Genomic DNA, 13,716 nt, shown 5'->3' on the forward strand with positions numbered 1-13,716 from the left:
TCATCGGCGCGCGTCTGCCGTCTCCCTGGCCCTGGCCCTCGCCTGCGCATCGCGCATGGCCGCATGCAGATGGCTCAGCAGCGCAGCGTTGCGCACGATGCCCTGATGGTCGGCATTCACCTCGAGCGAAACCTGTGCCTTGCCGCCGAACTGCGACAGGAGCGCGTTCTTCTGCGCAACCGCCCGTCCCTTCTTCCACCAAAAATGCGGCGCCACTTTCACGCGCGGGAATGCGGCGATCTTTTGCGTGATCGCGTTCATGCGCCGGGTGGCGACGATCCCCTGGAAGATGTCGCCCGGCTTCATGCCCATGCCGGCCGCCGCCACGATTTCCTCGACGGCGTCGCGCACGGTCTCGTCGGAGCCCGAGCGGATCGGCTCGAAGCTGTCGAGCATCGCGTTGACGGCCTCGTGGCCCATGCCGCCGCTCGCGGTGTCCAGGACGAAATCCCGGAAGTCCTGGTACCAGCCGTGCGGATCGAAGCTCTCGTCCAGCAGAAAGCTGTCGACCATGCCGAGGAAGGCGACGTCCACGCCCTGCTGTTCCAGCAGGCTGGCGACATGCACCGCGACAACTGCGCCCAATGACCAGCCGACGATGCCCACGGGCCCCTGCGGCTGCGTCCTGCGGATGACATCGGCGTAGTACCGGGCCATCTGCTCGATGGAATCCAGCCCGGCGACGTCATCCGCGTAGCTCAGACCGTAGACGGCACGCGAGTCTTCCAGGTGGCGCGCCATCGGCCGGTAGTCGATCGGATGGCGCAGCGCGGGCGGCACGCAGAAGAGCGGCATCGCATCCGCCGGCCCGGCATACGCGTTCAGCAACTGGACAGGCTGCGGCGGCGCGCCCATGTCCAGCTGCGCGACCAACCTGGCGATCGTCTGCTTCTCGAGCAGATCCTGCAGGGAGATCTGCACGCTCAGCACACGGGACTTGTTGATCCTGGCCAGCAGCCTGAGCGCGACGAGTGAATCGCCGCCGAGCTCGAAGAAGTTGTCGTTGCGCCCCACGCGCGGGACACCCAGCACCTGAGCCCAGATCGCCGCCAGTGCCGCTTCGAGCACGCCCTGCGCGCCCTCCTGAGGCTGCTCGTCGCACGTCTGTACACGGCCGAACTCCGGTGCCGGCAGGGCCTTGCGGTCCACCTTGCCGTTGGCGTTCAGCGGCAGTGCGTCGAGCACCACCAGCGCGGCGGGCACCATGTAGTCGGGCAGCGCCTGGCCTAGCTTCTGCCGAAGCTGTGCCGTGTCGATGTCGTGCCCCGACACGTAACCCACGAGCCGCGTGCCCGTCGGGCCTTCGTTGGCGATGACCACCGCCTCTCGCACCTCTCGTTGTGCCAGCAACTGCGCCTCGATCTCCCCGAGCTCGATGCGGAAGCCCCGCACCTTCACCTGGTGGTCGATGCGGCCCAGGTACTCCAATTGGCCTTCCGCGCTCCAACGCACGAGGTCGCCTGTGCGGTACAGGCGCTGTCCGCCTTCTGCCGCAATGAAGCGCTCCGATGTCAGTCCGGCCCTGTTCAGGTAGCCGCGCGCCAGCCCGGCGCCCGAGACATACAGCTCGCCCGCCACGCCCAGCGGCACCGGGTTGAGTTGCCCATCGAGTACGCGCATCCCCAGGTCGGGGATGGCGATGCCCACGGGACTGCGCTGCAGGCCCAGGTCCTCGGCGGTGATCCGCCGGTAGGTCACATGCACCGTGGTCTCGGTGATGCCGTACATGTTGATCAGTTGCGGGCTGTCATCGCCATGGTGCTCGATCCACTGGCGCAGGCGCTGCGGGTCGAGCGCTTCGCCGCCGAAGATCACCACGCGCAGGGACAAATGCTCTTGGTAGGCCTGCGGCAGGCTGGTCAGCTGGCCGAAGGCCGAAGGCGTCTGGTTGAGTACCGTGATGCGCTTCCTGCTCAACAACTGCAGGAAGTCCTCGGGCGAGCGGCTGACCCAGAACGGCACGACCACCAGCTTGCCCCCGGTGCACAGGGCCCCGAAGATCTCCCACACGGAGAAGTCGAAGGCGTAGGAGTGGAACATCGTCCACACGTCCTCGGGGCCGAAGCCGAACCAGGCATCGGTGGCATCGAGCAGCCGTGTCACGTTGCGGTGGCACAGCTGTGCGCCCTTGGGACGGCCGGTGGAGCCGGAGGTGTAGATGACGTAGGCGAGGTTCTCGCCGTGCAGGTCGAGCTGCGGATCGTGCGACGGTTCGCCGGACAGGTCGAGCGTGTCCAGGGCCAGCACATGCAGCACCTCGGTGCCCGGCATCTGCAGGTGGCTCTGCGTGAGCAGCAGCGCGATGCCGCTGTCGCGGACCATGTACGTCAGCCGATCTGCGGGGTACTCCGGGTCCAGCGGCACGTAGGCGCCGCCGGCCTTCAGGATCGCCAGGATGCCCACCACCATCTCGATGGAACGCTCCACCGCGATGCCCACCTTCGTCTCGGGCTTCACGCCCAGGGCGATCAACCGGTGTGCAAGGCGGTTGGCCTGCGTGTTGAGTTCGCCGTAGCTCAGCGTTTGCTCGCCGAAGCACAGCGCGGGTGCTTCGGGCCGCGCGCGCACTTGCCGTTCGATCAGCCGGTGGATCGGCTCGCCCGCCTTGGCCGCCTGCCTGCACGCACCCCACGAGGCCAGTTGCACACGCTCCGCATCGCTCGAAAGATCGATCTCCGAAAAGACCTGGTCCGGATCGACCGTCAACGTCTCGAGCAGGCGCACATACCAGCCCGCCAGCCGCGCCACGGTGGCCTCCCCAAAAAGATCGGTGTTGTATTCGATCTGCGCGTACGCACGCGTCGGTTCGATGAAGAAATCCAGCGACAGGTCGAACTTGGCGCTCGCGTTGCCGCCCCCGATCTGCTCCGCGCGCACGCCGCCGAACGCGAGGTCGGCAACGCTGTCGCTCATCTGCACGCCGAACATTGCCTGGAACAACGGGTTGCGCGACGCGTCGCGCTTTTCGTTCCGGCCGGCCAGCAGCGCATTGAGGGGAAGGTCCGCATGCTCCAGTGCGGACAGCGAATCGCGCCGCACCCGGCGGCAGATTTCGCGCAACGTCGCGCGCGGCTCGAGCCGCGCCCGGAACACCTGGGTCGTGACGAAGAACCCCACCAGATCGCGCACCTCGTCGCGATGGCGGCCGGCATTGGCCACGCCGACGGCAAAGTCGTTCTGGCCGCCGTACCGGCCCAGCAGCATCTGCCACGCCGCGAGCAGGGCCACGAAGGGCGTGCATTTCTCCGTGCGGCAGAACTTCTGCAACGCCACCGCCAGCGCCGGCTCCAGCGCGAAGCGATGCACCGCACCGTCGAAGGTCTGCCGCGCAGGGCGCGCCGCGTCGAGCGGCAGCTCCAGCGGTGGCACATCGGCACCCAGGTGGGTGTTCCAGTAGTCCAGTTGCTTCGCCAGGCCCTCGCCCTGCAGGTGCTCGCGCTGCCACAGCGCGTAGTCGGCGTACTGGGCCGGCAAGGCCGGCAGCCGCACGGCCGCACCCGCAGCCAATGCCAGGCGGTAGGCCGAAGTGAGGTCCGCAGCGAGGATGGGGTTGGACCACGCATCCGACACGATGTGATGCAGGCAGACCGTCAGCACATGCTCCTGGCCCGACAGCCGGATCAGCCTGGCCACCAATGCAGGCGCGGCGTCCAGGTCGAACACATGCAGGGCCGTCTCGCCCGTCAGCGCATCGACACGCGCCTGCCGCGCGGCCCCGGACTCCAGGGACAGATCGAACCGCTGCAGCATGAACCTCACGTCGCGCACCATCTGCTGCATGGGAACGCCGTCTTTCTCGAAGAAGCGGGTGCGCAGGATGCCGTGGCGATCGATCACGGCCTGGAACGCGCGCTCGAGCGCATCCGCGTCCAGCGGGCCGTGCAGGCGGAACGTCCGCGGCAGGTTGTAGGCCGTCAGCCCCGGCTCCAGGCGCTGCAGGAACCACAGCTGCTCCTGCGCAGGGGACAACGGCACCTCGTCGCCGTCCGACACGCGGCGGAGGATTTCGTCGTCGTCGTCGTCGCCGTCGTCATCCGCCCATCTGTCCTCCGCTGAAATCCGCCGCGCCGCATTGCTGCTGTTCATCACTGTTCCATCCTGTATGCCGAAAACGATCCTTCGTTCTCCATCGTGCGAAGCGCCGCTGCGAGCGTGGCGACGCTGGGATGGTCGAACACCAGCCCCGGCGCGATGTCGATCCGCAGCTGCTTGCGGATGCGCGCCACAAGCTTGATCACGAGCAGCGAGTGCCCTCCCAGCTCGAAGAAGTCGTCTTCCACGCCGATGGCGTCGCGCTGGAGCAGGCTTGCCATGCACTCGGCCAGCACCGATTCGAGCGCGTCGCGCGGTGCCGCCGCCACCGGCTTGCGGTCATCGCTGCGTGCCGCGGACAGCAGCGACTGCCGGTCGATCTTTCCGTTCGGCAGCCTCGCGAACTCCGCGACGAAGATACAGCGCGCAGGCACCATGTGTGCGGGCAGCAGCGTGCCCAGCCGCCCCGTCAGCGCCGAGCGGCCGGCCTCCGACGCGAGCGCCCCGTCACCCACGACGAAGGCCCGGAGTTCGGCGTCGCCTCCACCGCCCGGTACCGCCAGCACCACGGCCTGTCGCACGCCGGGCTGCGACAGCAACACCGCCTCCACCTCGGCCGGCTCGACGCGAAAGCCCCGGATCTTGATCTGGTCGTCCGCCCGCCCCGCCAGGCGGATGCCGCCTTCGGGCAGCACGCAGGCCAGGTCGCCCGTGCGGTAGAGCTCTTGCCCCGGCTCGAATGGATCGGCCACGAAAGCGCCTTCCACCTCCCGGTTCAGGTAGCCGCGGCACAGCTGCGCACCGCCGACATACACCGCCCCCAGCGCGCCGCTCGGCACCATGCGCAAGGCTTCGTCCAGCACATGGACGCGGTTGTTCGCCAGCACGCGCGACAGCGGCAGCACCGGGGATGCGGCCTCGCCCGCCGATACGCGGTGCACCATCACGCCCACCGTCGTTTCCGTGGGGCCGTAGTGGTTGTAGATCGCGGTATCCGGTGCAAGCCTGACGATGCGCTCGATGAGCGAGCGCGGTGCAGCCTCGCCGCCCAGCACCAGCGTGCCGGGCAGCTTCGGCGCCTCGTCCTCGAGCAGGGCCTCCAGGTGGGAGGGCACCATCTTGAGCGCGTCGATCCGGCGTTCGCGCATGAAGCCGGCGAAGGCGCGCGCATCCTTCACGTCGCCCGCTCTCGCCACGACGAGGCAGGCACCGTTGTGGAACGCACCGAAGAGCGCGGTGTTGCCCAGGTCCGCGACGACGGAGCTTGTGAGCGCCCAGCGGCGGCAGCGAGCCAGGTCCATGGCCGATGACACCGCAGCCACGTAGTTGAGCAACTGCCCCTGCCCGATCACCACGCCCTTGGGCGTCCCCGTCGAACCCGAGGTGTAGAGCACATAAGCCAGATCCTGCATCGCGGGTTGGCATGCCGGTGCGCTGTCGGCAACACCGTCGAGGTTCATGTCGTCCAGCGATGCCTGCCGCCACGGCGCATCGCCAGCCGAAGGCACGCCTGCGGCATGGAGCACGAGCGACGGCACGGCGTCTTCCAGCACGGCCTGGCGGCGCGCGGCGGGCCACTCGGGGTCCAGCGGCAGGTAGCCCGCCCCGATGCGCCAGCTCGCCAGCATCGCCACCAGCAGATCGGCCGATCGCGGAAGGTTGAGCGCCACCAGCGTTCCAGCCGCGGCGCCCCGGGCCTGCAGCCAATGCGCCATCCGGTTGATTCGCGCATCGAATTCGCGATAGCTCAGCAGCACATCGCCAGCCTCCAGCGCGGGCGCGTCCGGCGTCGTCCGCGCCCAGCGGGCGACCTGCCCGGCCAGCGTGAGGCTTCCGAAATCGGCCGCCGCACCGCGCGCTGCCAGCAGCAGCAATTGACGCTCGCGCTCACAGACCAGCGCGAGGCTGCCGACCGGCGCGCGCGGCTGCGCCACAGCATCCTCGAGCAAAGTCTGGTACTGCCACAGCAGCCGCTCCACGGCCTGGGGCGAATAGCGCGACACATCCGCGTGCACGGACAACGTGAAAGCCTGCCCGGCCCGGCCGACCTGCATGGCCAGTTCGAAACAAGGCAGCGGACCGGGCGCGGTGTCCACGCGCCAGGCCACGGCACCGTGCGAGCGCACCGGTATCTCGTCGAAGCCGAAGCCCACGTCGAGGTGCGCAGAGATCGGCGGCGCATCGATCGCCCAGTACTCCTGGGCCTCGGCGTGCGCCTCGAGCGTTTCGCCCAGGCGTGCGATCCAGTCGGAGAAGCGCTCGTCGGGCGCGATGTCCACGACCACGGGCAGGATCTTCTCGAAGACGCCCACCGCTCCCCGCATCACTTCGTAGTCGTGCCGGCAATCGTTCTGCCAGCCGGCGACGAAAGGCCTGTGGCCGGTCAGCCGGGCCACGAGCAGCCACCACACGGCCTGCAGGAACAGGTCGGTGCCGCACCCGAGCTGCCCGGCCGCTTCCTGCGTGCGGGCGGCAAGCGCCGCATCGAGAGGAAGAGAGAGGCTGGCGCGTGCCGGCGACGCGACCTCGCGTACCCCGTCCATCCGGGTGTTCAGGCGCGGTGCCTGCAGCACATCGGCGCGATCGATGCAGGCCTGCCAGTAGCCGCGCCCGTCGGCGGCCTCCTCGCCGCTGTCGAGGTCCTGGCGCCATTCGACGAACTGCGTGTACTGGAAAACCTCGTCCGCATCGACGGCCTGCCCCGTGAGGTAAGCCGTTGCAATCTGATCCAGCAGGCCGTGCAGGCTGCCCTTGTCCGCGGCGAACACGCTGGCAACCAGCACGAGCTTGTGCCGTGTTTCGCCGAGCCGGGCAATGCCGACGCGCAGCGGCGCGCCGCTCGCGACATCCAGCGGCTCCTGCGTGCGCGCGGCGATCCAGTCGGCCAGCGCGGTCGCGATGTCGGCATTGCCGCGAAGGTCGATCCTTTGCCAGCGCAGCGCAGCCGCCGCATCCAGGGCCTGTTGCCTGAGACCCCGGAAGCCGGGAACCTGCAACACCGCCGAGCGCAAGGCCACATGGGCCTGCACGATCGAGCGGGCCGCGGCCTCGAGGCGCGTCGCGTCGAGCTCGCCGTCGAGGTCGGCCTGCAGCACGAGCTTGGGCGCGCCGGGAGCGGCCTGCTCCCCATGCTGCGCCCGGATGGCACGTTGCTCAGGACTGAGCGGCAGCGAGGAAGTCGTGGTTTCGAGAATGGCAGCCATGGCTTCAACCCTCGAACACGGCGGGTTTCCGAGCGGCCCCGGGAGCCTGCGCAAGCGCGGTGCGGTCGCACATCGCACCCATGGCGACCACGATCTTGCGCGGCCCCTCGTACGGGTCCCTCGCGTGTGCCGCGAGCATGTTGTCGAGCATCACCACGTCGCCCTGGCGCCAGTCGAAGCGCACGGCGCACGCTTCGTAGGCGCGGCCGACCACTGCCATGGTCTCGTCGTCGATCGGCGTGCCGTCGCCGTAGGTCACATGCCGCGGCAGGTACTCCAGGCCACCGGCCACGGCCAGCAGGTCTTCGCGCACGTCCGCCTCCAGGCAGCTCGCATGGTGCAGCTGGATCTGGTTGAAGAAGACGCGCTCGCCGGTGACGGGATGCGTGATCACCGCCGGGCAGCGGGTGCGGGTCTGCAGCGTGTCTTCGTCCAGCCAGCGCCAGGCGGTGCCGGCCAGCGCGAGGCGCGTCTCGACCTCGGCCTTGCTCTCGGTCTTGAAGAAGTCCTTCCAGCTCACGTCGAACCGGGGTACGAAGGTGCGCACGTACATCAGCTCCTTGCGCTCGAACTCGGCCACCATGCCGGCCGGCAGGAGGCGCAGCATCTCGCGGCAATCGACGATGGGCGTGGCGCCGCCCACGGGCGAAGGCAGCTCGCAGAAGAACCACTGCTTGCGCGGCCAGCGGTCGAGGTGCGAACTCTCGTTGTGATACAGGATCATCTGGCGCTCGGGGTACGGGGTCGAACGGTAGGTGTTGCGCCCACCCTCCTTCTTCGGAAGATCGCCGTAGCCGCCGTAGAGCTCGGGTTCGATCACTTCCGCGAAGGCCTCGAATTCCTGCGGCGTGCGCAGGCCGAAATTGCGCAGCAGGATGCCGCCGTGCTTGCCGAGGCTGGCCTCGATGTACGCGCCCTGCTCCCGGGCCCATGCCACCGCGTCGATGTCGCTGCCCGTGGCCTCGATGACCAGTGGGAAAGCCCGCTGGTCCGACAGGAATGAGGTGCGCACGGGCGAGCGCGGTGCGACCTGGACGTTGCGATCCTTGGCGGTGAATTTCTTGAGCTTCTGCAGCTTGCCCGGCGCGGGCGAGGTAGACGGCATGGTGTTTCTTTCCGTGTTGGATGGAATGACGAAGCCCTCCAGCATCCCGTTGGGTGCCGCGACGACCTGCCGCAGGAGACCGCGCCACGCCGTGGATGCGCGCTCGACGGTCTCGCGCAGGTACAGGCTGGAGGCGAAGGTCCACTCGGCCCGCAGGCCGCTTTCGTTCTCTCTCACGAACACCGCGAGATCGAACTTCGATGTCGTCCCGGGCCTCGGGATCGGCTCGATGACCACACCGGGGATCTCGAAGCGTCCCTCGGGCATGTTCTGCATGACGAACAGCACCTGCACCAGCGGGCTGTGCTGGCGGCTGCGGGGCGCGCCGACCAGGTCGACGATCTGGTCGAAGGGCACGTCCTGGTGTTCGAAGGCCGACAGCGTGCTCTCCTTGACCCTCGAGAGCCACTGCACGAAAGGCAACGCGGGCGCGAGCCGGGAACGCAGCGGCACGACGCCGACGAAGAAGCCGATCAGCTCTTCGAGCGCCGGATGGTCGCGCCCTGCGACGTCGGTGCCGACCACCAAGTCGTCCGACGCGGCCTGCCGGTGCAGCACGAGCAGGAAGGCCGACAGCAACAGCACGTACAGCGAGGTCTTCTGCTCCCGCGCAAGGCCACGCAGCGCTTGCGCGAGCTCGTGCCCGATCTCGATGCCGACCGTGTCGCCCGCCGCTGACGCCACGGGAGGCCGGGCGTGATCGGGCCTGAGCGTGGACAGGGCGGGTGCGGCCTCGAGGTAGCTGCGCCAGAACGCGGCGTCCCGCGCAAGGTTCTGCGCGAGCTTGCGGTGATGCCAGTCGGCGTAGTCGGCGTACTGGATCGCGAGCGGCGCAAGGGGTGAGTCGCGCCCTTCCCGCAGCGCCGCGTATATGGCCATGAAGTCCTGGATGAAGACAGCTTCGGACCAGCCGTCGAACACGATGTGGTGCACGCACAGCATCAACACGTGTTCCTCGGGCTGCAGGCGCAGGACGGCTGCCGCGAAGGCCGGGCGGGTGGCCAGGTCGAACGCGGTGCCCGCGTGCGCGGCGAGCGCATCGCGCATCGCCCTCGCCTGCAATTCGGCCGGCAGGTGCGAAAGATCCGTCAGCGCAACGACGAGATCGCTTCCTGGCGCAATGCGCGCCACGGGATCGCCATCGTCGTTCTCGGGAAACCAGGTGCGCAGCACTTCGTGCCGTTGCACGACGGCGTCGAGCGTGGCGCGCACCAGGTCGACATCGAGCGCGCCCGACAAGCGCAGTGCCGCCGAAATGTTGTAGGCCGCGTGCTTGCCGTCCGATGCATCCGACAGCCGATTCACCAGCCACAGGCGCTGCTGCGCGGGCGAGAGCTTCATGTCGGCCACGCGCTCGACGGGTTGCAGCACCGGCACGCGAGCGGACAAGGGGCTCTCGTGCCGCGTCTGCCGGGCGACATTCGCGAGGTCGCGAAGCACCGGGTGCTCGAATATCCTGCGCAGCGGCAGGTCGAATCCGCCGTCGACGCGCGCCCTCGACGCGAGTTGTGCCGCCAGCAGCGAATGCCCGCCGAGCTCGAAGAAACTGTCGTGCCGTCCCACGCGCGGCACGCCCAGCACCTCGGCCCAGATCGCGGCCAGCTTCTCTTCCACCGCGCCTTCGGGTGCCTCGTATGCCCGGTCGCTCGCGAACTCAATCCCCGGCAGCGCCTTGCGGTCGATCTTGCCGTTTCCGTTCAGGGGCAGGCGCTCGAGCACGACGATGGCGGCCGGCACCATGTAGTCGGGCAGTGCCGCGGCGAGGCGGTCGCGCAGCGTCGCCGCATCTGCCACCTGCCCTGCCTGCAGTGCGATGTAGGCGGCCAGCGATGCGCCGCCCGCGCTCTCGCGCGCCACCACCACGGCCTCGCGAACCTCGGGCTGCGCCAGCAACTGCGTCTCGATTTCGCCCAGTTCGATGCGGAAGCCCCGCACCTTCACCTGGTGGTCGATGCGGCCCAGGTACTCCAGCTGACCTTCGGGGTTCCACTTCACCAGGTCGCCCGTGCGGTACAGCCGCCGGCCGTCCTGCGCCGCGATGAAACGCTCGGACGTCAGGCCCGCGCGCCGGAAATAGCCGCGCGCCAGGCCGATGCCGCCCAGGAACAGCTCGCCCGGCACGCCCACGGGCGACGGGTTGAGGAAGCCGTCCAGCACGTGCAGTGTCGTGGCCGCGATCGGCCCGCCGATGCGGGGCCTGCCGCGAACCGCGGCCGCCGTCGACCAGATCGTGGTTTCGGTGGGGCCGTACATGTTCCAGAGCTCGACGCCGAGCGCCAGCAGGTCTTGCGCAAGGTCTTCCTGCAGCGCCTCGCCGCCGCACAGGCCCTTGAAGTTCGCGGCCTGGCCGCCGTTCCATCCGGCGGCCCGCAAGAGCCGCCAGCCCGCGGGCGTGGACTGGAGCACGGTGGCACCGCACTCGTCCATCAGTTCGCCGAGCGCACTTCCGTTTCGCACCACATCCCTCGGTGCCAGCACGAGGCGCGCGCCGCTGAGCAGCGGCAGGTACAGCTCCAGCGCGGCGATGTCGAACGACAGGGAGGTGACCGCGACCAGCACGTCGTCCTGCGTCATGCCCGGCGCCTCCTTCATGCTCAGCATGAAGTGGCTGAGCGACCTGTGCCGCACCATCACGCCCTTGGGCTTTCCCGTGGAGCCGGAGGTGTAGATGACGTAGGCCAGGTTCTCGCCTCCGAGCGCGACCTGCGGGGCGGCATCGGAGTGGCTGCCGGTGTCCAGCGTGTCCAGCGCCACCACCTGCAGCGCCTCGGCGCCCGGCACCAGGGCTCTCAGGTTGTCTTGCGTGAGCAGCAATCCGATGCCGCTGTCGGCCACCATGTAGGCGAGGCGGTCCACGGGGTACTCCGGGTCGAGCGGCACGTACGCCCCGCCGGCCTTCAGGATCGCCAGGACCCCGACCACCATCTCGACGGAGCGCTCCACCGCAATGCCCACCTTCATCTCCGGCTTCACGCCAAGGGCAATCAGGCAATGCGCCAGGCGATTGGCCCGTGCCTCGAGCTCCGAATAGCTCAGCGCCTCGTCACCGAAGACCAGCGCTGTCGCGCCCGGCCTGAGCGCTGCCTGCCGCTCGATCAGCCGATGCACCGGCTCGTCCTGCGCATACCGCATGGGGTTTTCGCCCCATGCGGCAAGCTGGCGCCGTTCGTCGCCGGACATCACCTCGAGTTCGCAGGCCGGCCGCTCGGGCTGCGCCGACAGGCCCTGCACGACGGCCTCGACGGCGGCGGCCATCAGGCCGCACACGCGAGCGGCATCCACCGCCTCGTGAATCTGCGCGACCAGATGGAAGCCCTCGCCCAGGTCGTCCACCGACATCTCGATCGGGTAGTTGGTGCGCTCCCTGCTGCCCAGGACCTCCATGCCTTCCCACAGCGGGCCCTTCTCTTTCTCCTTGCCCTGCTGCGCGCCGTAGCGGTAGTTCAGCAGCGCCGTGAACAGCGGCATCCGCTGCGGCAGTGCGCTGCAGCGCTGCGCCAGCGACAGGCTGGCGTACTCGTGATGCATCAGTTCACTGAGCGCCGCGTGCGTCTGGCGCAGGCACGCCTGCACGCTTTGCGTTCCCAGCCGGATGCGCACGGGCAGCGTATTGATGAACATGCCCAGTGCCCGGTCGGCATTCGCACCGCCCTGCATGCGGCCGAACAGCACGGTGCCGAACACCACGTCGTCCCTGCCCGTGGTCTTGCCCAGCACCAGCGCCCAGGCCATGTGGAACAGCGCCGCGGCGCTCACGCCGCATCTCTGCGCCTGGCTCCTGACCTGCGATGCGAGCCGTGCATCCAGCGCGAGCGAGGCTTCCCGCACCCGGGTGCCGTCGCCTTGCACGTCGAGCAGGCCGAACGGTGCCGTCGGCTCCTCCACATCGGCGAGCATCTGGCTGAAGAAGGCCTCGTGCCCGGCCTGGCCCAAGTCCAGCCTGGCCTGCCCGACAAAGTGGCGGAACGGTACGGGCGCGGGCAGCCCGGCGTTGCGCCCTTGCTGGATCAGCGCGATTTCCTCGACGATCAGCTCCAGCGTGGTGTGGTCCACCACCAGGTGATGGTTCGCCAGCTGAAGGAGCCAGCGGCCGTTGTCCACGTCATGGGCCGCAATGGCCCTCAGCATCGGTGCCTTGCGCACGTCGATGCGGTAGCACGCCGGGTCGACGTGGGCATCGAGCCGCGCGGAAGCGCTCGCGCCGCCGGGCCCGGCATCGGCCAGCCACTGGAGTTCGAGCACGGCCTTGCGATGCACCACCTGCATCGGTTCGGGAAGGTCTTCCCACATCACGGCCGTTCGCAGGATGTCGTGGCGCGCGATCACTTCGTTGAAGCTGGTGACGAAATGCTCGAGCCTTCCGCGGCTTTCGAAACTCAGGCGGTTCAGCGTGATGTATGCGTCGCCCTCGGCCTGCAGTTGGTGGTGGAAGAGCATCCCCTCCTGCATCGGCACCAGCGGATAGATGTCCTGGATGTTGGCGGCCCCGCCCGGCACCGCCGCCTCGATGCGCGCGATCTGCCGTGCATCCAGGGTCGCCAGCGTCAGCATCTCCGGCTGGATCGCCCGGCAATCCGCCGGAATGCCGTTGGGAGGAACGGACAGCTCCTGCCGCGCAGGCTCCAGCACCAGCGCCTGCGCGAATGCGCCGAGCTGTGGCTGCTGGAACAGCGTGCGCACCTGCGTCGACCAGCCCTGGGCGCGCATGCGCTCCAGCAGCCTCAGCGCCAGCAGCGAATGGCCGCCGAGTTCGAAGAAGTTGTCGTTGCGGCCCACGCGCTGCACGCCCAACACATCGGCCCAGATGGCGGCCAGCTTTTCTTCCACCTCGCCCGCGGGCGCCTCGTAGGCGTGCTCGCTCGTGAACTCCGGTGCCGGCAGGGCCTTGCGGTCCACCTTGCCGTTGGCGTTCAGCGGCAGTGCGTCGAGCACCACCAGCGCGGCGGGCACCATGTAGTCGGGCAGCGCCTGGCCGAGCTTCTGCCGAAGCTGTGCCGTGTCGATGTCCTGCCCCGACACGTAACCCACGAGCCGCGTGCCCGTCGGGCCCTCGTTCGCGATGACCACCGCCTCTCGCACCTCCCGTTGTGCCAGCAACTGCGCCTCGATCTCCCCGAGCTCGATGCGGAAGCCCCGCACCTTCACCTGGTGGTCGATGCGGCCCAGGTACTCCAATTGGCCTTCGTTGTTCCACTTCACCAAGTCGCCGGTGCGATAAAGCCGCTCACCGCCGTCGCCTGCGATGAAGCGCTCAGCCGTCAGGCCTTCGCGGTTCAGGTAGCCGCGCGCCAGCCCGGCACCCGAGACATACAGCTCGCCTGCCACGCCCACCGGTACCGGGTTGAGTTGCCCATCGAGCACGCGCAGTCCGAGGTC

The 13,716-nt window shown here is 68.8% G+C and carries 3 protein-coding genes; all 3 read right to left on the bottom strand.

Annotated elements, in window-relative coordinates; all coding sequences use genetic code 11:
• From ACCD11_RS15235 to ACCD11_RS15245, 3 genes are read right to left on the bottom strand one after another with little or no spacing between them, the layout of a single operon-like run.
• Positions 1 to 4,086, bottom strand: coding sequence for an amino acid adenylation domain-containing protein (locus tag ACCD11_RS15235; RefSeq protein ID WP_413314501.1), 4,086 nt, complete (start codon positions 4,084 to 4,086; stop codon positions 1 to 3).
• Positions 4,086 to 7,235, bottom strand: a complete 3,150-nt coding sequence (locus tag ACCD11_RS15240; RefSeq protein ID WP_413314502.1) for a non-ribosomal peptide synthetase — start codon at positions 7,233 to 7,235, stop codon at positions 4,086 to 4,088. Before ACCD11_RS15240 ends, ACCD11_RS15235 begins: the two co-directional genes overlap by 1 nt.
• A 4-nt stretch (positions 7,236 to 7,239) precedes the next feature.
• Positions 7,240 to 13,701, bottom strand: a complete 6,462-nt coding sequence (locus tag ACCD11_RS15245) for an amino acid adenylation domain-containing protein (RefSeq protein ID WP_413314503.1) — start codon at positions 13,699 to 13,701, stop codon at positions 7,240 to 7,242.
• Positions 13,702 to 13,716: the final 15 nt, after the last annotated feature.

Source organism: Variovorax sp. Varisp36 (genome assembly GCF_047304235.1).
GTDB lineage: Bacteria > Pseudomonadota > Gammaproteobacteria > Burkholderiales > Burkholderiaceae_C > Variovorax.